At 66.9% G+C, this 22,517-nt stretch carries 24 protein-coding genes and 1 pseudogene; 8 read left to right on the forward strand and 17 right to left on the reverse strand.

The window, feature by feature from the left end; all coding sequences use genetic code 11:
* Window positions 1-128 precede the first annotated feature (128 nt).
* From ACTWPV_RS35380 to ACTWPV_RS35390, 3 genes and pseudogenes are all read left to right on the forward strand, one after another.
* A pseudogene (locus tag ACTWPV_RS35380) lies at window positions 129-347 on the forward strand (IS256 family transposase); the annotation flags it as partial.
* A complete protein-coding gene (locus ACTWPV_RS35385; RefSeq protein ID WP_443155104.1) occupies window positions 344-703 on the forward strand; it encodes a hypothetical protein in 360 nt (119 codons plus the stop codon). The pseudogene ACTWPV_RS35380 and the gene ACTWPV_RS35385, both read left to right, overlap by 4 nt.
* Window positions 704-1,762: 1,059 nt before the next feature.
* On the forward strand, window positions 1,763-2,317 hold the full coding sequence (locus ACTWPV_RS35390; protein WP_443155105.1) for an NUDIX hydrolase: 555 nt from the start codon (window positions 1,763-1,765) through the stop codon (window positions 2,315-2,317).
* Between the two features lie 83 nt (window positions 2,318-2,400).
* On the opposite strand, the gene ACTWPV_RS35395 is transcribed toward ACTWPV_RS35390, so the two are convergent.
* Window positions 2,401-2,829 carry a mycothiol-dependent nitroreductase Rv2466c family protein gene (locus ACTWPV_RS35395; RefSeq protein WP_443155296.1) on the reverse strand — a complete coding sequence of 143 codons (429 nt, stop codon included), beginning with the start codon at window positions 2,827-2,829 and terminating at the stop codon, window positions 2,401-2,403.
* Window positions 2,830-2,849: 20 nt separating this feature from the next.
* On the opposite strand from ACTWPV_RS35395, the gene ACTWPV_RS35400 reads away from it, so the two are divergent.
* A protein-coding gene (locus ACTWPV_RS35400; RefSeq protein WP_443155106.1) for an IS3 family transposase occupies window positions 2,850-4,066 on the forward strand; the annotation gives its coding sequence in 2 pieces (ribosomal slippage) (window positions 2,850-3,162 and window positions 3,162-4,066; 1,218 coding nt in all).
* Here the strand turns inward: ACTWPV_RS35400 and ACTWPV_RS35405 are convergent.
* The 16 genes from ACTWPV_RS35405 to ACTWPV_RS35480 all read right to left on the reverse strand — a co-directional run bounded on the left by ACTWPV_RS35405 (window position 4,011) and on the right by ACTWPV_RS35480 (window position 15,330).
* On the reverse strand, window positions 4,011-4,364 hold the full coding sequence (locus ACTWPV_RS35405) for a mycothiol-dependent nitroreductase Rv2466c family protein (protein WP_443155297.1): 354 nt from the start codon (window positions 4,362-4,364) through the stop codon (window positions 4,011-4,013). The two genes, ACTWPV_RS35400 and ACTWPV_RS35405, sit on opposite strands and share 56 nt — an antisense overlap.
* 42 nt (window positions 4,365-4,406) lie before the next feature.
* Complete coding sequence (locus tag ACTWPV_RS35410) at window positions 4,407-5,072, reverse strand: 3'-5' exonuclease (RefSeq protein ID WP_443155107.1); 666 nt, start codon at window positions 5,070-5,072, stop codon at window positions 4,407-4,409.
* A 91-nt stretch (window positions 5,073-5,163) separates the two neighbouring features.
* Window positions 5,164-6,126, reverse strand: coding sequence for a phosphoribosylaminoimidazolesuccinocarboxamide synthase (locus ACTWPV_RS35415; protein WP_443155108.1), 963 nt, complete (start codon window positions 6,124-6,126; stop codon window positions 5,164-5,166).
* 31 nt (window positions 6,127-6,157) lie between these two features.
* A complete protein-coding gene (locus tag ACTWPV_RS35420; protein ID WP_443155109.1) occupies window positions 6,158-6,880 on the reverse strand; it encodes an HAD family hydrolase in 723 nt (240 codons plus the stop codon).
* A complete protein-coding gene (locus ACTWPV_RS35425; RefSeq protein ID WP_443155110.1) occupies window positions 6,877-7,635 on the reverse strand; it encodes a thymidylate kinase in 759 nt (252 codons plus the stop codon). The genes ACTWPV_RS35420 and ACTWPV_RS35425 overlap by 4 nt, the downstream gene beginning before the upstream one ends.
* A 61-nt stretch (window positions 7,636-7,696) precedes the next feature.
* The gene (locus ACTWPV_RS35430) at window positions 7,697-8,803 is read right to left on the reverse strand and encodes a DegT/DnrJ/EryC1/StrS family aminotransferase (protein WP_443155111.1); all 1,107 of its coding nucleotides are present in this window, start codon (window positions 8,801-8,803) and stop codon (window positions 7,697-7,699) included.
* Window positions 8,800-9,837 (reverse strand): radical SAM protein, encoded by a 1,038-nt coding sequence (locus tag ACTWPV_RS35435; protein WP_443155112.1) that lies wholly within the window; start codon window positions 9,835-9,837, stop codon window positions 8,800-8,802. The genes ACTWPV_RS35430 and ACTWPV_RS35435 overlap by 4 nt, the downstream gene beginning before the upstream one ends.
* 87 nt (window positions 9,838-9,924) lie before the next feature.
* Complete coding sequence (locus ACTWPV_RS35440; RefSeq protein ID WP_443155113.1) at window positions 9,925-10,404, reverse strand: hypothetical protein; 480 nt, start codon at window positions 10,402-10,404, stop codon at window positions 9,925-9,927.
* A 135-nt stretch (window positions 10,405-10,539) separates the two neighbouring features.
* A complete protein-coding gene (locus ACTWPV_RS35445) occupies window positions 10,540-11,310 on the reverse strand; it encodes a class I SAM-dependent methyltransferase (protein WP_443155114.1) in 771 nt (256 codons plus the stop codon).
* Between the two features lie 40 nt (window positions 11,311-11,350).
* The gene (locus tag ACTWPV_RS35450) at window positions 11,351-11,878 is read right to left on the reverse strand and encodes a phosphoribosyltransferase (protein WP_443155115.1); all 528 of its coding nucleotides are present in this window, start codon (window positions 11,876-11,878) and stop codon (window positions 11,351-11,353) included.
* Window positions 11,875-12,528, reverse strand: coding sequence for a GTP cyclohydrolase I (folE, locus tag ACTWPV_RS35455; protein ID WP_443155116.1), 654 nt, complete (start codon window positions 12,526-12,528; stop codon window positions 11,875-11,877). The genes ACTWPV_RS35450 and folE overlap by 4 nt, the downstream gene beginning before the upstream one ends.
* Window positions 12,529-12,579: 51 nt before the next feature.
* A complete protein-coding gene (locus ACTWPV_RS35460) occupies window positions 12,580-13,302 on the reverse strand; it encodes a 7-carboxy-7-deazaguanine synthase QueE (RefSeq protein ID WP_443155117.1) in 723 nt (240 codons plus the stop codon).
* On the reverse strand, window positions 13,299-13,676 hold the full coding sequence (locus tag ACTWPV_RS35465; protein WP_443155298.1) for a 6-pyruvoyl trahydropterin synthase family protein: 378 nt from the start codon (window positions 13,674-13,676) through the stop codon (window positions 13,299-13,301). The genes ACTWPV_RS35460 and ACTWPV_RS35465 overlap by 4 nt, the downstream gene beginning before the upstream one ends.
* A gap of 100 nt (window positions 13,677-13,776) precedes the next feature.
* Window positions 13,777-14,157, reverse strand: coding sequence for a hypothetical protein (locus ACTWPV_RS35470; protein ID WP_443155118.1), 381 nt, complete (start codon window positions 14,155-14,157; stop codon window positions 13,777-13,779).
* A 382-nt stretch (window positions 14,158-14,539) separates the two neighbouring features.
* Window positions 14,540-14,956, reverse strand: coding sequence for a hypothetical protein (locus ACTWPV_RS35475; protein WP_443155119.1), 417 nt, complete (start codon window positions 14,954-14,956; stop codon window positions 14,540-14,542).
* Between the two features lie 101 nt (window positions 14,957-15,057).
* Entirely contained in the window at window positions 15,058-15,330 is a 273-nt protein-coding gene (locus ACTWPV_RS35480; protein ID WP_443155120.1) for a hypothetical protein, read from the reverse strand.
* Window positions 15,331-15,676: 346 nt separating this feature from the next.
* Between ACTWPV_RS35480 and ACTWPV_RS35485 the strand changes: the two genes are divergently transcribed.
* From ACTWPV_RS35485 to ACTWPV_RS35500, 4 genes are all read left to right on the forward strand, one after another.
* Window positions 15,677-17,101, forward strand: a complete 1,425-nt coding sequence (locus ACTWPV_RS35485; protein ID WP_443155121.1) for a hypothetical protein — start codon at window positions 15,677-15,679, stop codon at window positions 17,099-17,101.
* A 24-nt stretch (window positions 17,102-17,125) separates the two neighbouring features.
* Complete coding sequence (locus ACTWPV_RS35490) at window positions 17,126-17,605, forward strand: hypothetical protein (RefSeq protein WP_443155122.1); 480 nt, start codon at window positions 17,126-17,128, stop codon at window positions 17,603-17,605.
* A 682-nt stretch (window positions 17,606-18,287) separates the two neighbouring features.
* Window positions 18,288-19,397, forward strand: a complete 1,110-nt coding sequence (locus ACTWPV_RS35495; protein WP_443155123.1) for a serine/threonine protein kinase — start codon at window positions 18,288-18,290, stop codon at window positions 19,395-19,397.
* 68 nt (window positions 19,398-19,465) lie between these two features.
* Entirely contained in the window at window positions 19,466-22,516 is a 3,051-nt protein-coding gene (locus tag ACTWPV_RS35500) for a helicase-related protein (protein WP_443155124.1), read from the forward strand.
* Window position 22,517: the final 1 nt, after the last annotated feature.

Below are 22,517 nucleotides of genomic sequence, written 5' to 3' on the forward strand. Positions count from 1 at the left end.
CGCGATACAGCAACGATCGACCCGCGCTGATCGCTGGCACAGCACCCTGCAGGACCACGTCAATGACACTGTCCGAAACATAATCCAGCAGGTCAGCATCATGATCAAAGCGAGCGCTCAAGATAACCATCGAGTCCACCTTCGCCACCGTCCGGCACCGCACCAAGGTCACCAAAGGGCCGGGCTCACGCGCTGCCGGCCTGGCGATGGCCTTCAAGCTCATCGAATCGGCCCAGGCTCGCTGGCGGGCGGTCAATGCCCCTCACCTGGTCGCCCTCGTCCGTGCGGGCGCCCGCTTCGAACGCGGGGTGCTGCTGGAACGTCACGAGAGCAAAGACGCCGCATGACCACTCCCGGCCGCTACGGCTACTGCGCGCTCTTCCTACGCGGCGCCAGCCACGAGGCCGCCATCGAGCTGACCGCCCGTGCCACCGGCGCGACACGCGATGGCTGCCTGCTGCGCGTCGGCACCATAGAGATCGAGGTCCGGCGCAACGACAACTACACACACGATGGAGCCGACTTCCCCACCTGGCCGATCAAGATGGACATCGAAAGCGGGAACGCCCCCAGCCACCAGGTCATCGACACGGTTTCCAAGATCCTCACCCACGCCTGGCAGGCAGGCCATGACGCAGTCGCTGCCTGCGACTACGAAGACGAACTACCCGACCTCGGCGGATACCCCCGCTACCGAGACTGACCACCCACCCGATCCACAAGTATTGACAATTGCTCGAGCGCACAACAAAAAGCGACACTGAAGGCAACACCGAACAACGCCCCCGCCCATGCACCCGCAACAGCGACCGCGACACCCCAAACGGACTCAACACCCGTCTCCTCGTCTTTGGCGGTACGTTCGCGCTGCCCCATCAGAGCAACCCCATCCCAGCCCGGTCGATCCGCTCAGCACCCCCTCTGCACCGGGCGGACGGACCGATATCGACACCCACCTCCGCGCCGCCTGTCAAGGCTGAGCCCCCGACCAGACATACGTGGGTGTGGTGTCGGGCCTCAGCAGGGACAACTACGGCGGGAGACGACGGGGGCTCGGCGATGAGGCCCGTCCACGCCTACCCTCCCGCCCTGGCGAGCTGGACCACCTGTTTCCCGGGCTCGCGCACCTGACGGTGAGCGGCCCCGACGCCTGCCCCGCGCCCACATCGCCCATCCACGCCATGCCACCCGCGCCGGATCAGAGGCGGCAACCGCCCACGTGCCCCTCCCTGACCGTTCGGCGGCCAACGTCCCTGACAGCGGCGCAATTGGTCTGGCCGAGGTTAGTGAACGACCACGTGGACGAGTGCGCACCAGGACTCTGTTGACGGCGGGCGGAGCCGCTGTCGTCGACCGCCTTGATAACCCTAGGCAGCGCCGGAGCCAGCAAGCTCGGTGGCCAGCAGGACTCCTCGCCTCACACTATGGACGCTCTGCCAGACGCCACCGGGAATCGTGTCCCCGCGCCTGGTCTGCCACAGCGCGAGTCGAGCGTCTCATCCGTCTCCCTTACCGGTACCACTGGCGTGTCGCGGGTGGCTGGCGAGTTTCTGGTTTGCTGAGCGGAGCATGTGACGGCTGTGCCACGCTGCTAGTTCGACAGCGAGCGCTGTCACACCCATCGTGGAGTGGCTGCAGCGACCGGCGCAGTAGGGACCGCTTGATGATCATTCTTAGGAGCTGACTGTGTCGGTGCCCGTCGTCTACTTCCGAGCAGTCGGTCGCGGAGAGCGTTGCTCTCGGGTCGTTGGGGAGGTGCCCCGTGGCGATCAGTGACTCAGACATCTCGAGCACATTGACCGCATACCTTGTGCAGCACCCGGACGAAGCCGCGCTGCTGTCTGAGCCGGTGCGACTGCTGTCTCAGGGAGGGGATTTCGCCTCGCGGCGGAATTTTCGGATGCACGTGACCGTCGGAGCGCTGCTGGTCCGCGGCGCCAAGATCCTGCTTGTCGAGCACCTTGCGTACGGGATCCCGCTGCAGCCCGGAGGCCACCTGGAGCCGACCGATACCACGCTGATCGACGCGTCAGTGCGCGAGTTGACGGAGGAGTGCGGTGTCGACCCCGGCCAGGTCTTCCTTGCGTCGCCGACCCCCGTCTATATCGAGTACGGCGCGGTTCCTGCCCGGCCGGCGAAGGATGAGCCGGATCACTACCACCTGGACATCGGGTACGCCTTTGTGACGGATGCGGACATGGGGCGCATCCAGGAGTCCGAAGTGAGCGGGGCCGCCTGGTACCCGCTCGCCGACGCCGAGCGCCTTGTCGGGCCCCGTATTGCGCGGGCGATCAGCGGCCCGGCTCGGATCGGTTGACCGGGCCCGTCGAACATATTCGGTCGGCACCAGAGCCGCTGTTCGCCACAGCAGTCGGCGTCGGTCGCGCTGTGGGTGCCCACTCACTCAAATGACGGTTTGACGCTCCGGTTCCGGCTCCGTTTGAGCTCGAAGAAGCCATCCGTCCCCGCAACCAGGACGAGGCCGTCCCAAAGACGTCCAGCAGCTTCACCGCGGGGAGCCGGTGTGATCACTGGGCCGAACAAGGCCGTGCCGGCGATGCGGAGAACGGGCGTCCCGACATCGAGGCCGACCTCGTTGAACGCCTCGTCGTGCGAGGCTTTGATGAGCTGATCGAACTCCGTGCTGGTGGCAGCTGCGGCCAGTGACTCGGGCAAGCCCGCTTCGGCCAGAGCTTCGGCGATGACGTTGGGATCGTCGCGACGTCTTTGGTTGTGAAGCCGACTGCCGATGGCGGTATACAGCGGTCCGAGGACGCCACGGGCCCTCGCCCCGAAGCGTGGACATCTTGAGTACCGGATGATGGAAATCCGGAGACAAGGAGTTCCACGTGGCGATGAAGTCGTATCCGCCGGAGTTCAAGGCGGACGCCGTCGCGTTGTACCTGTCTGATCCGGCGCGGACGTATGCGTCGGTGGCTCGGGACTTGGGCATCAACCGCGAAACGCTGCGTTTGTGGGTGAAGGAGGCCCGCGCGAACGGCACGGCCGGGGCCAAGAAGGCGGGCCCGGCGAAACGGCCGAAGGCTGGCCCGCTATCGTCCGACGATGTGCTGGAAGAGGAGAACAAGCAGCTCAAGGCCCGGATCCGGGAGCTGGAACTGGAGCGCGACATCCTGCGCCGGGCCGCGAAATATTTCGCGGGAGAGACGAACTGGTGAGCCGCTTCGCGTTCGTTGACGACCATCGGAGCGCCTTCGGCGTGAAGCGGCTGTGCCGGGTGTTGAAGGTGTCCCGCTCGGGCTTCTACCGATGGCTCAGGACCGCGCCGGCCCGGGCGGCGCGGGCTGCGGCCGATGCCGTGCCGGCCGAAGAGATCCGGCAGATCCACGAGGAGTTCGACGGCACCTACGGCAGTCCGCGCGTCACCGCCGAGCTGCGCGGCCGGGGCCGCCGGGTCAACCACAAGCGGGTCGCGCGGGTGATGCGCCACTCTGGCATCGTCGGGCTGCACCTGCGCAAGAAGGTGCGCACCACGGTGCCCGAGCCGTCGCATCAGAAGGTGCCGGACCTGATCGGGCGGGACTTCACCGCCGAGGCGCCGAACCAGCGCTATGCTGGCGACATCACCTACCTGCCCGTTGGTGAGGGCCGGTTCATGTATCTGGCGACCGTGCTGGACCTGGGCTCACGCCGGCTGGCGGGCTGGTCGATCGCCGACCACATGCGCACCGAGCTGGTGACCGACGCGCTGCGGGCCGCCGCCGCGACCCGCGACAGCCTGGCCGGAGCGATCTTCCACTCCGATCACGGAGCCCAGTACACCTCGGCTGAGTTCGCTGCCCTTTGTGCCGAGCTCGGAGTGCGCCAATCCATGGGAGCCGTCGGCACCAGCGCCGACAACGCCGCCGCGGAGGCGTTCAACGCCAGCCTCAAACGCGAGACGCTGCAGGGGGCCAAGCGCTGGTCCTCGGCGCGCGAGGCCCGCCTGGCCGTCTTCAAGTGGATCACCCGCTACAACACCCGAAGGAGACACTCCGCCCTCGGCTACCTCAGCCCGAATGACTACGAGCAGCAGACCGTCGATAGGGTGCTGCTCGCCGCATAACGACCGGTGTCCACACTTCGGGGTGAGCCCCCCCACGGCCAGCGTGCTCAGCGGCTGCCGCGCAGATGCGCACCGGACCCCATGCCTTCGTCATGAGGTCTCGGTATTCGTCGCTGAGTCCCTTGCCCTCGCGCTGGACGAGGTTCAGGTGGGCCAGTGACATGATCCGCCAGTCGGCGCGCACCGGCCGGACCCGCTCGACCTCCAGCAGCCAGCGCGAGGTGATCCACGCCCAGGGGCACAGCGGATCGAACCAGAATGGGACCTCCTCGCGGTCCGACTGTTCATCGATCATCATGGTGAGCAACCGTCCTCCTCGGGGCCCTCCCCCACCGGCGGATTAGATGTCGAACAATCCGCCTTGGGCGGGCATGTTGCATTTGGCTGTGCGGCCCGCGATTTTCACGAGGGCCGCGAGATCGCTGATCTGAGCATCCTCGTTCGCGGCGTTGATGAGCCGGATGAACACCCGCGCGGTGACATCGACGTCGGCGTAGGCCCGGTGCCGATCCGCTGGCTGCTTGATGGAGAAGTGCGCCAGCAGCGTGTCAAGTTTGTGGTTCGGCAGGCCCGGGACGACGTGCTTGGCGAACGGGATCGTGTCCAGGAGGTCAATGCGGGCCAGCGCTGGGCAGTGCTCACGCTGGTTGTGGATGAGGTTGGCCTCGGTGGCGGCATGTTGAGCCACCAGCAGATACTGCTTACCCGCGGCGAATCGCAGATCCAGTGCGCTCAGCGCTTCGGCTGGACTAGGTGCCTGCCTGACCTGCTCGGGCGTCAAGCCGGTTTGGGCCGTAACAGCCGGCGTCACCGGGGCGAACGCGGGCGGCCGGATGAGAGAGACGAACGGCCTGCCCGCCGTCGTCCAGGCGCCTTGCTCGTAGCGCAGGGCGAGAGCGGCGACCTCGATGGGCTGGGCCGGGTAGCCCTTGGGGGTCGTCGCCTCGAAGTCGATGACCACGAACGTCGTCGCCAGGAAGGCGGGGTCGTCTGTCAAGCCGCCCATGTATCCACCGTTCTCGCGGGTTCCGTGGCGTTTCCGGCTCGCGCCCGCCGCATCGAGACGAGCATGCCTTCATGCCGGCCGCTGTGTGCCGTCATTGACCGATGAGGCGGGCGACGGCCTCCGTGGCGGCGTGCAGGTCCGGCGCGTTCGAGAGGTGCTCGCCCGTCCAGGTCTCGCTCAGGGACCGGTACAGATCCGACATCACTGGCAGAAACTCGGGCGGGAGTGGCGGCGGCTGCGGCCATCGGCTTCTGGGTACGCCCTCGGCGATCAGCTTGCTCACCGGCACTTCGAGTCCGTTGTCCACGTACCAGTTCCGCAGGATCTGCTTGCCGCAGTGCACTCCGTTGTACATCAGACGACTCTCGTCGGGTGTGCCGGGACTGTCGGCCAGCACGATGCGCGCGTTGCTCGACACCAGGTACTCGAGCTTGCCGTCGCAGTGGCTCAGCCCGAGCCTACGCGCGTGGCCGGTCAGTACCTTGTTGACCTTGATGGTGGTGTCGCGCATGGTCTGGAACTGTTCGTCGCTCAGGCTGGCGAGACGCTGGGCCTTGGGCCCGCCGATGAATCGATTGACGTCTTCCAGCATCGTTGCGTACTCGATGAGGGGACGCTGCAGCTTGTCCCCGACCTTGGGGCGGCCCAGGAGCCCGATCTTGGCCGGTTGCAGTGTGCCCGTTGCAAGCCGGCGGTGCACGGAGCTGCCCTGCGGGAGCTCGTTGCGGAAGAGGACCTGCACGGGAATGAGGTAGCTTCCGGCGTCCGGGGTGAACGGCTCGTTCGGGTCCGGGACACGCGCGAGATCGAACTCGATCTGGTTCGGGGCGATGAATCGGCGGAAGTGGGTGGGCACGCCCGCCGCCTCCAGCATCGTGAAGTTGAAGACGGCCATCCGGCAGATCGCCTCGCCTTTCCCGGCAATCTCGTCCGGCATCCTGCCGTAATGGAACACCGTGTACGTGTCGATGTACTCGAAGATTGCGAGACCCTCCCCCGTGGGCGTGGGGGGTTCGACGATCTTCAGGTTCTTGGTCGAGTGGAGGACGGGCATCAGGTTCTCCTCGTGCGATGGCGTCACGTCGTCATCCGGCAGGATCTGCTGATCGTGCGGTTATCGGCGCCGCAGCCACGGAAGCGAAGCGGTGTGCGGCGCCTTCGTCGGTGGGGATCAGGTGGCCATCAACCACCGCGATCACGTACATGTCGGCTGCGCGTGCGGCGGTGATGCCGTCGGGAGCGTCATCGACGGCGAGGCAGCGGTCCGGCGGAGTGCCGAGGCGTCGAGCAGCCTCGAGGTACAGGTCAGGGTCTGGCTTGCCACGTCTGACGTCTTCTCGCGCGACGACGGCTGCGAACTCGTCCGTCAAGCCCATAGCGTCGAGCCCGGGATAGACGAGAAGTCGGCTGGCGCCCGATGCCACGGCACAGGGCAATCCAGCATGGCGTGCGGCGTGCAGGAGCGAGACGACGCACGAGTTGGGGGTGATGCTGTGCACGGTGGCGATCAGGTGAGCGCGGCTATGCCGGATGATCTCGTCCCGGGACAACTGTCGGCCGCCCGGTAGCGCGGCAAGCAGGTCGTCGATGGACAGGCCGACGTGCCGGACGTACCAGTCGTGGTTCAGGCCGACGCCGTGTGGCCGCAGCGCCGCTCGCAGCGCGTGCTCGTGAATGGGCGTCGTGTTGGCGAGGGTTCCGTCGAAGTCGAAGACGAGGGCGTCGACGTCGTCGGGTATCGCGGGCGCGCAGCAGCTGCTCGCTGAAGCCGTTACTGGGCACGTTGAGGGGCGGGAAGCCTCGTTCATGCCATCGCCGATCCCTCGCGGTGGCCGCAGCACAGGCATCGGCCTCCCGAGCCCTGCCACGGCTCGCGCAAGCAGCCCAGACTGGTCCCGGCGTCGTGGATCCATGCCCGGATCTGCTCGGCAGCCTCGTACTCGTCCACGGTGCGCCGGTCCACGACGCGGTAGCGTGCCGGGTCGGTGGCGGGGAGCCGTTCGTAGAGTGCGCGTGCCTCCCGCATGAAGGTGGCTTGCTCGGTCGTGAAGAGACGCCCGTCGCGCCGCTGCGCGCGTTCAATAGCCTCGCGGGCGTCGTCCGTGACGAGGATCGTGAGGTCGGGCAGGGGCCGGTAGCAGGTCGCGAACGCCAGCAGGGCGGTTGCCGTCTCCAGAGCGGCGTCCGGGTCCGCGGGGTGCAACTGCAGAGCCTGGCAGACCGCCGTGGTGTCGATGCTGCGGCCCTCGATGAGGGTACGCCCGCTGGACAGTTCGGGAATGATCGTGTCCAGGTCATACCGCTTGATGGCCAGCAGGATCAAAGCCTCGGCCAGGGGAGTGCCCCCGCGCAGAAATGGGTCCCCTGTGCTGGCCTTTCGCAGGGCGCGGAGCAGGGCTTTACCCAGTCCTGGATGCCCGCTTGCCCGCTGGGAGAACGCCTCCATCATCAGCGGCCCGCCGTTGAGGGCCTCGACGGCGCGGGCGGTCAGGTACGTCTTGCCTACTCCGGTGACGCCCTCGACGGAGATCAGTGGGCCTCGCGTGCAGAGGGTGGTCGTCATGCGGCGGGTCCGTTTTGAGGTGAGGGCAGGGCGTAGCAGGAGCGGGGTTCTGGGGCGTCGGTCACGTGGTCCATGCGGCGGCCTCCTTGGCGATGGTGGCGGCGTAGCGGTCGAGTGTGGTCTCGGTGTCGCGTTCGGTGAGGATGATGGCGAGTGTGTGGTCGAGGATCTGGGCGGCGCCGTGGCAAGGCTGGCCGCGGTCGGTGAACATGGGCCGGGCATCGCAGGGGACGAGTCGAAAGCTGCCGGTGGAGTTCGGCACTCCCCGCTGTGCGAGGTGTTCGGCGAATGCCCGGGGGTTCGGCAGGTCGATGTGAAGCAGCGGGGCGAAGCCGTTCCACTTCTCACGCGTTGCTGGTGCGAGGGCGACCAGGCCCGATGCCTGCTCCAGGGCGTGCAGCAGGTAGCGGGTCTGTGCGCGGCGCAGTTCGACCAGGCTTGGGAGGCGCCGGAGGTTGGCCAGGGCGATCGCGGCGAGCGGGGGAGCGAGGCGGGAGTTGGTTGTCAGGCGGCTCATTGGGGCCTCTCCAGGGGGAGCCGGCTGCCAGTGGCTGCGGAACGCGGCCGCGTGCTCTGCAATGTCGCGGCGGGAGGTGAGTAGGCAGCCGCCCTCACCACTCCAGAGAACCTTGCCGTCCTTCATACTGAAGCAGCCGACGGTGCCGATCGTCCCGGCCCGCTGCCCGTCGCGCGTGGTGCCGGCGGCCTGCGCGGCGTCCTCGATGATGGCGAGTCCGTGTTCGGAGGCGAACGCTGCCAGCGCTGCCGGGTCTCCCATCCGGCCCCACAGGTGCACCGGGATGATCGCCCGGGTCCGCGAGGTGACCTTGCGGGCGGCGTCGTCGTAGTCCAGGTCCAGGGTGGCCGGGTCACTGTCGACGAACACCGGCGTTGCCCCGAGGACGTTGAGAGGTGCCACGGTCATGACGACGGTCAGTGCCGGCACGAGGACTTCGTCGCCCGCACCGATGCCGCAGGCGGACAGCGCGGCGTGCAGGGCCGCGGTGCCGGAGGCGACCGCGACGGCGTGCGGGACGCCGAACACCTCGGCCAGGTCCCGCTCCAGTTGTCCGGCGACGGGGCCGCCGCTCGGGTCGGGCATCTGCCCGAGCACGACGGCGAGCTGATCGGCGAGTAGCTGCTTATCGGGGATCGGAGGGAGCGTCATCGGACGGCCTCCGCGTTCAGCAGCTGCGGCATGTCCAGCACGAGCGGCCACATGTTCACGCAGTCCCGGCTGAACAGCGAGCAGTTCGTACACGCGGGCCGGACGGCGAAGAGCGTGCGCGCGTCGGCGTCACGGATGTTGCGCCGCCGCTCGGGCGGGGTGGCGGCGATCCGGCGGTCGGAGGGGCAGTCCCAGACCGAGCCGTCGGGCTGGATGAAGAACAGGCGGGCACCGCCGAAGCAGTCGGGCACAAGCCCGCTCTCCTGCGTGGAGATCGCGGCGACGAAGCGCCGTGCGTAGGAGGGATCCGGTAGCGCCAGTCCGCTCGTTTCGTTGTAGAGACGAGCGAGCTGTTCTGCCACGGCCGGTACGTCTTCACGGCGGTGGGTCAGTTCCGTGAAGAGCTTGTGATCGGGCGTCAGGGAGATCGGCTGGGGAACGTAGTAGTCCACGCCGAGCCGGCCGGCCAGGTGGGCCATGTCGGTGATCTCCTGCGGGCGTTCCCGCATCACCACGGTGTAGATCCCCACCCGCGGCGCGTGCCGGTCGCCCCGGGCGTCCAGCAGGGCACGGACACCGGCCAGAACATCGTCGTAGCCGAAGCGCCCAGAACGCGAGGGGCGCAGCCGATCATTGGTGTGCGCGTCCACACTGTCCAGAGAGACCGAAACGCCGTCGACGCCGAGCGCGATGAGCCGCTGGGTCACCGGCGGGCGAGTGAGCGGGATCCCGTTGGTGGCGATCACGACCTGACAACCGGCTTCCTTGACGAGTTCGATCAACGCCAGCGTGGGAGGCCAGTCCAACGGTTCACCGCCGGCGATGACCACCCGCTCGATCGGCGAGCCGGCCAAGGTCCGGGCGAACGCTTTGAGCGCCAGGGGCGGCAGGTCGGCGCGCGACAGATGCGACAGGACACCGATCTCGGTGGGCGGCGCCTGTTTATGATCTTCGATCGTGCCGAAGTAGCAGTGGGGGCAGGCGAACGCGCAGGGCGAGCGAAGGCCCCAGAGCAGAGTCGCATCACGCGGCACGGTTGGCCTCCCGCTGCTTCATGAGCTTCCGTACGACCGCGCCCACCGCGTCGGCGACAGCGTGGGCGGGCTGTCCGGCGGTGTCGATCACGGTGTAGCGGTCGGCTCGGCGGTGGCCAGCCCGGCGTAGAGGATGTCGGCCTGCTCGATCACGCGCAGGTCCCGTGGCGCCAGCGTCCGTCCGATCCGGTCGGCGAAGCGCCGCATGCACACTGCCCGGTCGCCGGTCAGTAGGACGGTGGCGTCGGGCTGGGGCCGCCACCGCGACATGGTCGAGAGCACGTGCCGTGCGACGTGCGCGGGCTCGGCTTCCGGTACGTGCTCGCAGAGGATCGCGGCCTGGTAGACGGCGACGGTGTCGACGCCGCGGTCCTCGATGACCACCGTGGGCGTAATCGGGTGGACGGCAAGGCGTTCGACTTCGCGGATCTTCAGTGCGAGCAGGGCCAGCGTCTCCGCGACTGGGTGTCCGGTGCGCAGACATACGTCGTCTTCCCCGGACAGGGCGGAGATCACGTCTCCGGTCAGGGTGTTGCCGGGCTGGTCGGTGAGTTCGTCCAGCAGCAAGGCAGCGCTGGCCGAGATAGGTGGCGAGTGCGCGGGCCGTGGTGGTCTTCCCGACGCCGTTGATGCCCTCGATGGTCACCCATAGCGGCCGGCGGGGAGCGAGCTCACGGCGAGGCGCCGGGACAGCGGCCGTATTCATGCGGGCCTCCGGCAGACGTACAGCAGCTCGGTCGCGCTCGTCGGCACGGACACCGCCGCGATCGTGTCCAGCAGCGCCCTGGGGGTGCGCTCGGCCAGGTCGCGGTACCAGCTGGCCGCACCTTGCCCGTACCGTTCGATGAGTTCGCTGGCCACCACATCCGGTTCGGGAGGCAGCAGGCCCATCACGTCCTCAACGACCAGGCCCGCATCACCGACGACCTGCTCCACCTCCTCTCGCGACCACTCGTAGACATGGACGCGGTACTGCAGAGGCCGCGGCGGCGGGCCGAACGCCTGCGGTGTGGACAGGAACAGTAGCCCGCCGGGCGCGAGTGCCTGGGCTGCCCTGCGCAGGCTGCGCGCACCGAGTTCGAAGGGCAGATGCTCCAGCGCCGAGGTGTACAGCGCCACGTCGAAGGCGGGCAACTCCGGCCAGAGCTCGGCCACATCGCATTCGACGAGTTCCACCGGGAAGAGCTCTCCGTACGTCTCACGCAGGAACGTCATCCGTTCCCGGGCTTCATCCAGGTTGGCGTGGCTGATGTCCAGCCCGACGTACCGTTCGATCTGCGGCGCGTAGCGATGCAGCAACGGCAGAGCCAGCCCGCGACCGCAGCACACGTCCAGCACCTTCACGCCAGGCGCGCACCGCTCGGCGACGATGAGGTGCTGCATCAGGTTCATCAGCCCCGACGCCTTGGCCTCTCCGCGATACAGTGCCGCGTAGAAGTCATCCATCTGGTTGGTGCTGTACGGGCCGATCACGGGAGTCCCGGGCCGGGTGCAGAACTGCTCGGGAAGCTGATCAGTGCTCGTGCTCATCGTTGCTCTCCCAGGGGAAGATCACCCACCCGTGGGCGATCGTGCCGATGTAGGTGACGGCGGCCTTCGCCGGGAGGCGGCCGGTCCAGTTGTTCTCGTTCATCACGCACACCGCGCTCCGAACCCGGCTGGCGCCTGCGCCGGCGACCAGTCGCGTCGTGGTTGTGAGGGTGTGCCCGGTGCCGGCAACGTCGTCCACGATCAGGACGTCCCGGCCGGTGAGGTTGCCGAGCGAGGCTGGATTGACAGTCATGGGCTGCGGGGTCTTCGCGGCGTTGGTGCTGTCGTTCGTGGTGTGGGTCACCTCCACCGTGCGGACATCCCGCAGCCCGAGCTGGTGGGAGAGGCAGACTGCCGGAACGGCGCCACCACGCAGGACCGCTACCAGGGTCTGGGGTGTGCCGTCCGCCCTGACCGCCTCGGCGATCCAGCGGACCAGCTCTTCCATGCGAGGCCAGAGCAGGTGGGTGATGCCGGATGGCGCCACCGCCGAAGGGCTGATCGTCATCATGGTGCCCCTCGTCGGCCGGCGGTGGTGAGGGTGAGGAACTGCTGGGACAGCAGTGGATCGGTCTTGAACCGGCCGCTGGCCTGCACGGTGGACGTGCGGGCCGTCTCCATCCGGACGCCACGCATGCTCATGCACAGGTGCACGCCGTGCACCGTGACGGCCACGTCCTCGTGGCCGATGGCTGCGATCACGGCGTCGGCGAGCTGGCGGGTGAAGCGCTCTTGCATCTGGAGCCGCCCGGCGTGACGCTGCGCGATCCGGCCGAACTTCGACAGGCCCAGGACAGTGCCGTGAGCGAGGTAGCCGACGTGCGCGTCTAGCTTCATCGGCAGCATGTGGTGCTCGCATAGGGACCACACGTTCAGCCCTCCGACCACGACCAGCTGGTCGCTGGCGTGAGTCTCGGTGAAGCATGTCGCCATGGCCGAGGGGTCCGGTGACAGGAAGTCGCGCCACCAGGCCGCGACGCGGGCAGGCGTGTCGAGCAGGCCGGCGCGGCCGGGGTCCTCTCCCAACGCGATGAGAAGTTCGCGAACCAGCATGGTCACGTACGGTGTGTCTATCTCCGGGCCTGGTACGTCATCGGCTGGCTGTGAGACGGCTCGGCCGGGACGCGCCGTATCAAGAGGCCGTGCGGCATCCGTGGTCATGTTCCTTCCTCGCTTCCAAAGGCTGGGCCAGGAGGTACGGAGCGGTGGCTGTCATCGGCCACGTTCGTCACCCCACAGCAGGACGTGCAGGCGAAGCGACAGCGACCAGCCGCGGGATATGACCGCCTCGGCGAGCAGCTGGGCGCGGCCCAGATTGTGGCCGGTGGTGATGCCTTCAGGCATCACCCACACCTGCTTCATCGCGAAGCGCTCGGCAAGCTCGGCGATCTCGTCCAGGTCGGCTATGTCGCGGGTGACGAATTTGAACACGGCCTGCCCGCTGGCCGACAACGCCTCCAGGGCGGCGGCCTTGATACGCATGTCGGCCGTAAGGCCGGAGTTGGCGAGTTTGGGGGAGACGTTGAAGCGCAGCCCGTCCGTCAGCAGAGCCGGATCGGGGACAACAGTGCCGTTGGTTTCGATCTCCAAGCGGCGGTCGGCCTGCAGCAGCGGCTCAGCCAGCGCAGGCAGGTGGTGCTGCTGCAGGAGGGGCTCTCCGCCGGTGATGACGATCAGTGGCACCGGGTGGTCCAGTGCCCACGCGACCAGGTCGGTGACCAAGACGCGGTCGCTCTGCTGCCGTAGGTCGAAGCGCGTGGTGTCCCACGTGTACGGCGTGTCGCACCACGTGCATGACAGGTTGCAGCGGGACAGGCGGATGAACAGCGCCGGCTGACCGATGCTGGGCCCCTCGCCTTGAAGCGTCGGGCCGAAGCGCTCGGCGATCAGGAGCGCCGGAGCGCGGGACGGGGTGGACACCGTTGCGGCGATCATCTGGCGTTTCCGACCGTGCAACGCGCCCACGTCTTCGGGGTCTCGCTCACGGTGACGGCGACCAGTCGCCCTGCGATGACCGGCTGCACGTTGTCGAGGAACCACCTGACCAGGTGGAGGGCCAACCGCTCCGAGGTCGGGTCGACGTCGAGGGCCTCGTTCAGGTCGCGATGGTCGAAGTGCTCAGCGAGGTAGGCGCTGAACGGTGACAGATCGCCGAAGTCGGTGACGAATCCTGGGCCAACGAGCTCGTCGGCGGTGAGCTCGACGGTTACCCGGTAGCTGTGACCGTGCAGGCGGGCGCATTTGTGCCCGTCAGGTAGCCCGTTCAAGCGGTGAGACGCCTCGAAGGTGAAGGTCTTGCCGATGGTCAGGCCGACGCTGTCTGGGCCTCGCGGATCATGGTGCGGTCCAACGTGGGTGAGGGAGGGACGGGGCGTTGTCATCGTGGTCTCTCCGTTCTGCTGCTGGCCGTCACGACGGATAGCGACGTGAGGCGGCTCGTGCGGCGGGGCGGCTTGTGGCCGCGGGGACGTGGTGCTTGTGGGCGGCGCAGGACGGGCCCGCGCATTGAGGGAGGGACGATAAGCGGGCGAGCCGGAGCAGGATGGGCAGGATGGGAGCGGTCCACCACAATGCGGCGGCGGCGAGGATCATCAGGGGTGGTCCGGCCGGGCCGTAGGTGTCGCGATACTCACGTTCCCTGTGCCAGTACGCCCGCTGTCGCGCGCGGCAGCCCCGGCACATCCGTGAAGGGTCGCCCTCGGCGAGCAGGGCCCTGGAAACCAAGGTCGGGCGGATGCCCAGCAAGGTCAGAGGGCCCCACGCCAGGCCGATCCACTGGATAACGGTCATGACGCCACCCGGCGCTTCCGCTTGTCGTGGCGGTAGTGGAGGTGACAGCCCACCAGGTGGTTCCACACGAGGAGGGCTTTGAGGTGCGGGCCTCTGCCGGTCTCCAGGCGGTTCCCTTCTCTGCTCCACCGCGTCACAACGCCCTCGCGGCCTTCGTGGAGCAGCGTGTATGCGTCGCAGCACGAGGACTCTTGCACCCACACGAAGACATCCGATCTGGGAATGTACGGTTCCCACTTGAGTTGCACGTAGATCACATCCGGGTGACGCGGCGGCCGGACACGGAGACCGGGTGAGGTCCGGCCAACCGCCGCGCCTGCTAACGGGCCCCGTGATCAGAGGGTGTCGAACCGTCTGCCCCAGGGCGTTCGGAGGACCGGTGTCAGAGGACCGTGCCGAGCTTGCGCCAGTCGTCGCCGGGCCTTCGAATGTCGCCCGGGTGCTCTAGGTCACGCACCGCGTAGTCGTCGCCGTCCCCGATCACGGCGTACTCCAGGCCCGTGCCTTTGACCAGCTCGAACCTGTCGTCGTCCACGTCGATGTCGTGCAGGTCCACCCTGGCCGGCGACTGAGCCCTCCCGCCGGGCCTTCTCTGGCCGATGACCGCACCCAGCCTGCGGAAGTCGTCGCCGGCCCTGCGGATCTCGACGGCCGGGAGGCTCTTGTCGCGGACGGCGTAGTCGTCGCCGTCCGCGATCGCCGCGTGTTCCAGACCCGTGCCTTCGAGCTGCGCGAACGTGGCTTCTTCCACGTCCATCGCATACAGGTCAGGCTCGAACAGTCTCTGCGTGCTGACCATGGGGTCTCCCTCGGGTTGTTGCTTCGTTGTTGCCGGGCGCCGGCCCCGGCCTGGATCCCCCGACCCGCCGAAGCCGCACGCGACGACGGGCCGGGGAGGCTTCATGGGTGACGGCTGGTCATGTCGTGGATGATCGCCATCTGGTTGCTCAACTCCGCCATGAGTGCGACAGGGTTCCCGCGCTCCAACCGTGGTCGCAGCCCGGCGGTCAACATCTCCACCGAGAGCTGCCAAGACGGCACGGCCCGCCAGATCCAACCGGTTGAGAAGACTTCGTAGAAGATCGTCCACTGCGGGTAGGTGAGGCGGAGTACTGCGAGCTGACGGTCACGCATGTCCAGCTCAAGCCATGCCTCGATCACGGTCGAGGCCATCTCACGCTCCGCCGGCGAACAGAAACGGACCGCTCGGCTTGCGTTGGTCGCGGATGACCGGCCGCGAGCTTAGGTAGGCAGCAGAACTCGCGTGGCTGAACCGCGCGTGCCTACCCTTCCCCACCGCAACGGGCGAGAGGATGAGCCTCGCCGTGGCGCGCAGACCACCGCAGGCTGGACCGCATCGAGAGAGGCTTCGACTGTCCCGAGCCGTCAAAGAGGAAGAAGTTTCTGTGTCCGGGTGCACAGATTCATCACAACGCTGAGTAACAGAGCGCGAACAGGTGGCGTTGGGGGACACTGGGGGACGCGAGCGTGTCACCTTCCCCTGATGAGGTGCGACGGCATGACCGACGAGACTGGCCTGCCAGCCTGGGCCGAACGCATCCGACACGAGCGTCGGCAGCGCGGCTGGTCTCAGAAGCAAGTGGCCGTCCACCTGTTCAAAGCCGCCGGTGACGAGATCGCTTTGGCAGAATTCGCGTCGGTCCTGCGGAGGGTTAAACGGCACGAAGCGGGCAAGGGACGTCCTCGTGATCCGTATCCCCTTCTGTACTGCCGCGCATTCAAGATCCCAGAGGCTAAGCTGTTTGAGCGTCCGGCATTGCCGGAGGCCATGACCGATGAAAGCGCCGACGACGACGCGAACTCGGTCTCCTCACCCTCCCTGCCTTGGCTCTGGGAAGCAGGACCGACAGCCGATGCGATCTACGACATCACCAAGAGCGACCTCATGCTGAACCGTCGCGAAGCGGTCAAGGCGTTGGCCATCACGGCAGGGCTCCCGCTCGTCGATCCGGTACAACGCTGGCTCGCGCCCCCGCCTCCAGTGCCCTCCCCGTCGGTGTACAGCGGACGGATCGGATTGGACGAGGTCGCCCAGCTGGAGCAGGCGGCGAACGTCTTTCGCACGTGGGATGACCAGCACGGCGGCGGGCTCGCCCGCAAGGCGGTGATCGGGCAGCTCAACGAGGTGGCCGACCTGCTACGCGACAGCCACCCCCACGAGGTGAGCGTGCGCCTGTTCCACGTGATGGCGCAGCTTGCGAAGATCGCCGCCACCATGTCATGGGACTGCGGCATGCAGACCGCGGCGCAGAAGTACTACGTCATGTCCCTGCAGGCGTCCACGCCCGGCCAGGACAAGCCGTTCGGCGCGAGCGTCCTGGCGTCCATGGCCCGGCAGCTGCTGTATCTCGATCAACCGCAGGACGCGCTGGAGCTGATCCGGCTCGCCATGGACGGAGTCAGGTCCACGGCCACACCTCGACTCCGCGCGATGCTGCACACCCGAGAGGCGTGGTCGTACGCCAAGATGGGCCGAGCCGAGTCCTTCAAGCGCGCCACGGGCAACGCCGAGGAAGCATTCAGCGCGATCGGTTCCTGCGACCCCGATCCGGACTGGATCACGTACTTCGACGCCGCCGAGCTGGCCGGGGTGACCGGCGGGCGATACCTGGAGCTGGCCCACCGCGATAGCCGGTTCGCGGGCGACGCCCTCGATCACATTCGACGAGCGGTGGCGCTCCGGCAACGTTCAAGCATGCGCAGCCTCGCGCTCGATCAGGTGGGACTCGCCTACGCTCACCTCATCAGCGGCGACCTTGACGAGGCCGTGACCGTGGGCAACGCCGCAGCCGACAGCGCCGGGCAAGTCCAGTCCGACAGAGTCAGAGTGCAGCTACGCGAGTTCTATCTTGAGATCGAGACCCGGAAAGATCCCGTCGTGGCTCCTCTTCAGCAGCACATCCGCGAGACGCTGGCACGCTAGGCACCGGCACCTAGGAAGGACTCGATGATGCGTATCGGCGTGACCGGCCACATGAACCTGACTCCGGCGGCGGCCCGCCTCGTCGCCGACGCGCTCCGCGCGCACCTTGCCTCGTTCACCGGCGAACTCGTGGGTGTGTCCTGCATCGCTCGTGGTGCGGACAGTCTGTTCGCTGACGCGGTGCTCGCGGCCGGCGGATCGCTGGAGGTGGTGCTGCCATCGCGTGATTACCGGCAGGCCAAGGTGAAGCCGGATCATGCCGAACAGTTCGACCGGCTCATGGAGGCGGCGAAGACCGTCCGTCTCATGGACTTCGACCACGCCAACCGGCAGGCGTACGAGGCCGCCAACGAGGCAGTACTGTCAACGGTCGATGAGCTGGTGGCCGTATGGGACGGACAGCCCGGTACCGGCACGGGCGGGACCGCCGAGGTCGTGAACGAGGCCCGGGAACGCGGCCTCCCCGTGACCATCATCTGGCCCGAGGGCTCCGCAAGAGGGTAGACGCCATAGAGATCAAGCTTGAGATTTAAGCCTGACCAGCCGTCGTATGAGGCCTCAGCACCGACACCGCTGCCCGCCGCTACGGCACGATGGAGCCTCGCCGTTCCTGGAAAAAGCCTTCCGCCGTCAGCATCGCCCGGCACGGCCACGGGCGCGTGGTCTTCCACCTGGCCCAATACTGGCCCTGGCAACGCGCCTGGACCAACGCCTTCCACGCGACCCACCGCCCGTCACCGGCCCACCGCGGCCTGACCCGCCCAAAAGCCCAGATCACTGCTCCGCTAGACGACCCTGCCCGGTCACCCGCGCCCCTCCAGCGCCCACCTCTGCCCTGACCGTCCCCGGGACAGGCAGTGACCGAGCACGGCAGGTCCCTCATACCCCGGAACCTTGCCTCTACCTGTGTGAACGGTCCTCATCGAGGAATTGGACCAACAAACTGATCACGGGAAATCAAGCTGTGGATCCAGGCTGAGGCATCGAGCGCAGCGAACTCCGGCGTCCTTGAATGGGCGGGGTTATGCGAGCGAAACGCAAACGAGATGCGCTCTCGACGAGCAGAACCGCCGAATTCGCTCGCAAAACCAGTTTGCTCTCATATGATGTTCATCACCCGGAAGGCGTCATACGTCCGTACGCGGGGTGCAAGAAAGTTACTGCGGTCGGGGCGAGGGGGTACGCCGTGGATCCTTGGCAACCATTGCAGGCCGAGGACCCAAGCGAATGCGGTGGATTCCGGCTCACACACTTTCTTGGGCGTGGCGGCTTCGGTGCGGTCTTTCTGGGATTCCGGCCTGACGTTCTGGGAGCCGCGGCTGTCAAGATCTTCAAATCGGACTTCACCTCCTCCTCGACCTGGCTGGCTCGATTCCGGCGAGAGATCGAAGCCGTCCGAGACATGGGCGGCGTCCACACAGCCGGGCTGCTGGACGCTGGCGCAGACGACGATCCACCGTGGATCGCCACCCGTTACGTCCAGGCACCCTCGCTGTACACGTTGATCCGCAAGTGCGGTCCGGTCGATTCGATCGGCGGATGGTGGCTGGCCGCAGGGCTTGCCGAGGCGCTGACCGAGATCCACGCGAAGGGCATCGTCCACCGCGACCTGAAGCCGCAGAATATTCTCATCGGTACGGAAGGCCTGCATGTTATCGACTTCGGCATCTCCCGGTATCTGGGGGAGACCGGCGTCACCACGGCAGGCACACCCTTCTTCGGTTCCCGGCAGTTCGCCGCCGTGGAGCAACTGATTGACCCCCGTGATGCCGACGAGCGGACAGATATCTTTGCGCTGGGTGGTGTCCTGGTGTACGCGCTCACGGGCCGTCCGCCGTTCGTCGAGGTGACGGATGGCCAGCGCCGTCAGGGATGGTCACCTGATCTGGACCTGATGCCGGACGAGCTTTACGAGATGACCGAGGCGTGTCTCGCGTTCAATCCGGAGAACAGGATGCGCTGCTCCGCAGTGCTCACGGAGGCGGTGGACAGGCTCACAGATTTCGCCGTCCCACTGGTCGCCGAGACAGGACCGCCTCTGCCCAATGCCCATCGTGCCCTCGTAGACCTATGGGCCTCTGCGGTGCTGCCCGAGCCTCCCGGGTTGCCGACGAACGGCGGGGTGCGGCTGGATACGAGTAGTACCTCTGGCCCGGACGGTGGGGTTCTTGTCTCCAGCGGCTCTGGTATGGGTTCCGGCTCTGGCGGGGGGCGAGCCCGGCAGAGCTATGACAGCGACTGGCTACAGCGATGGCATGGTACGGCAAAGCGCCGCCGTGGTGAATACGGAGGCTGAGCAGGTTTGGAACGGTCGTGATGTTGGCGGTGGAGAAAACCATTACAGGTCAAAGGCCAGGTGAATCGATGGGTAACGGTACGGCCTTCGGCGAACAGCGGTTTGCCTCAGGGATGACCGTGCTGGTCCGTGGTGAGGAGTGGCTGGTCACCGAGGCCCACGAGCTGCCCGGACCAGACGACGCCGCTCCAGTTACCCGCCTGGTCGTGACCGGAACCTCCCCGCTCGTCCGCGACCAGAGCGCGATCTTCTACCATGCGAACGGACTCGACAGGATCGAGCCGCTACTGCCCGAGCACACCCGCCTCGTCAAGGATTCCACGGAGGGCTTCCGCCGTTCGCGTCTGTTCATCGAGGCGCTGCTGCGCAAGACGCCGCTCCCGCAGGGAGAACAGAGGCTGGCCACTGTCGGTTCCCACCTAGCGGACGACCTGCTCTACCAGCGGATGCCGTCGAAACGTGCCTTCGCCAGCCTGCGTCCTCGCCTCCTCATCGCAGACGCGGTCGGGCTCGGCAAGACCCTGGAGATCGGTCTGCTCCTCTCCGAACTGATCCGCCGCGGCCGCGGGGACCGGATCCTGGTGGTGACCCCGCGGCACATCCTGGAGCAGTTCCAACACGAGCTGTGGACGCGCTTTGCGATCCCGCTGGTCGCGCTGGACTCTGCGGGGATCGCGCGGATGCAACAGCGCCTGCCGGCCGGTCGCAACCCCTTCGACTACTACAAACGGGTGATCGCCTCGATTGACACACTCAAGAGTGCCCGCTACCGCGAGCAGTTACGTGGCGTTGAGTGGGACGCCGTCGTCATGGATGAGTCACACAAGCTGATCAGCAAGACCTCACGAAACAACCAGCTTGCCCGGGTGCTCGCTCCGACCACACACGCGTTCATCTTGGCCTCGGCCACCCCGCATAACGGTGATGACGAATCGTTCAACGAGCTCATCAGTCTGATCGACCCGACGGCGATCGTGGATGTTAAGCAGCGCGCGACACGTGAGCAGCTTGAGCATCTCTACGTCCGGCGGCACAAGATGAGCCCAGACGTCGCGGCGCAGATTGGCGCGGAGTGGGCGAAACGCGCCGAGCCGATGTTCGTGGATTGCCCGGCGACCAAGGCCGAGGAATCGGTCCTCGATGAGCTGTACGGAACCTGGATCAGCCCCCCGGTTGGGCGGACTGCTCCACTCACCGGGCAGGGCAGCCAGCTCTTCCCGATCACGCTGCTCAAGGCGTTCCTCTCCTCGCACGAGGCGCTGCTCGCCACCATCGATGAGCGGATCAAGGAAGTCAGGAAGCGGATCGAGAAGGACCCGAAATGTACCGGCCAGTACCTCCTCGAATGTGAGGCACTCACAAGATTACAGACCCTTGCCGAGGTGGTCAGAGCCGAGGCGGCAGCGGAGGGCAGACCCGATCCCGCGAAGCTGACCGCGCTGGTGAAGGAGCTGAAGGAGATTAGAGTCGGCCCGAAGTCGCCGACGCGGGTAGTGATCTTTTCCGAGCGGAAGGCCACCATCGACTGGCTGTACGAGGTGCTGCCCAGCAAGCTGGGCTTCGAGCAGCCTGCCTCGGTGGGCAAGGAGAAGGGTGTCACCGGCCCGATCCGCATCCTGCACGGTGGACAGTCCGACGACGCCCAGCAGCGCATTGTGAAGGACTTCGCCCTGGAGGACAGCGATGTGCGCGTCCTGCTGACCAGCGACATCGCAGCAGAAGGCGTGAACCTGCACCGCCAGTGCCACAACCTCGTCCACTACGACATCCCGTGGTCTCTGATCACGATTGAGCAGCGCAACGGTCGGATCGACCGGTACGGCCAGCGGGTCTCACCGCAGATCCGGGTGCTGATCCACCGGTCGGCCGATCCGGCGCATGAGGCCGACGAGACCGTCTCGAAGGCGCTGACGAGGAAAGAGGACGCCGCGCACCGCACGCTCGGTGAGGCCGGTGCGCTGATGGGCTTCCGCGACGAAGAACGCGAGGCCGAGAGCATCAAGAAGGCTTATCTGGCCGGTCGGGACATCGATGAGGTCGTGCCCGACGAGCCGGAAGATGAAGACGACATCTTCCTCGCCGCGGCCCGGCCCGCCGCGGCGGACGCGGGCGTCGCGGCGACACTTTCCGAGGACGAGGTGCTGCGGCAGCCACGGCTCTTCCCCTCCATGAAGGAGTTTGTGAAGGACGCCTTCACCGAGGCGTACGGCGACCCAGCCGCAGCCGTCGGGCTGACCTGGCTGAACCACGCCGACTATCCGGACACCTTTGAGTTCGAGCTGAATCGGGACACCTGCCGGTTGTCCGATCTGCAGCGCCGCCTCAGCGCGCTACCCCAGTCGTATCTCGACGAGCGCCAAGTGCTCATGAAGATGACGTTGACGTTTTCCGCAAGCGTCGCCCAGCGTCGGCTAGAACTCGCCCGGAAGAACAGCGGTGAGAAGCCCAAGCGCAAAGGCGCGGCGACCAAAGAGCAGAAGGCGCAGGAGTCTGGATGGCCAGACATCTCCTATCTCACCGATCAGCATCCAGTGATCGAGTGGCTCGTCGACAAGGTGCTCGCAAGCAATGCGGTGGAGAACGCCGGGACTCACAGGCAGACTGCGCCGGTCATCGCAGGCGACGTTCCCGAGCCGGTCTTCCTCGTCAACGGCCGCTATTCCAACCGGCAAGGTAAGCCAACCGTCATGGCATGGATGGCGTTCCGGGCACTGCCGACCGGATTCGTCCTCGATCCCCGGGAATTCGTCCAGGTGCTGCACGACGCGCACGTCAACGGTGAGATGCATCTGCGCGATGTCGGTGACCTCACTGCGCTCCAGGGATGGGTGCCCGCTGCGATCGAAGCCGCCCGGACTGAGATGCGCCGGCGGCGCACCGCCGAAGAGGACCGCTTGATGGCGCCTCTGCAGGAGTACGCGGAACGACTTGCGGTGTGGGAGAAGGAAAATGCGGTGCGGTTCGAGCAGTTAACGCTCACCGGGGTGCGCACACGGGCGGAGAAGCGGGTCAGGAAGACCGCGACGGCGGTCAAGGAACTGATCGAGGAGCTTGCCACCGACGGTGAGCCGATGCTCCGGCTGGTCGCAGTACTCGTCCCTGTTCAGAAGGGGGAGTAGA

The organism is Nonomuraea sp. KM88 (assembly GCF_052245635.1).
In the GTDB taxonomy this organism is placed as follows: Bacteria; Actinomycetota; Actinomycetes; order Streptosporangiales; family Streptosporangiaceae; genus Nonomuraea.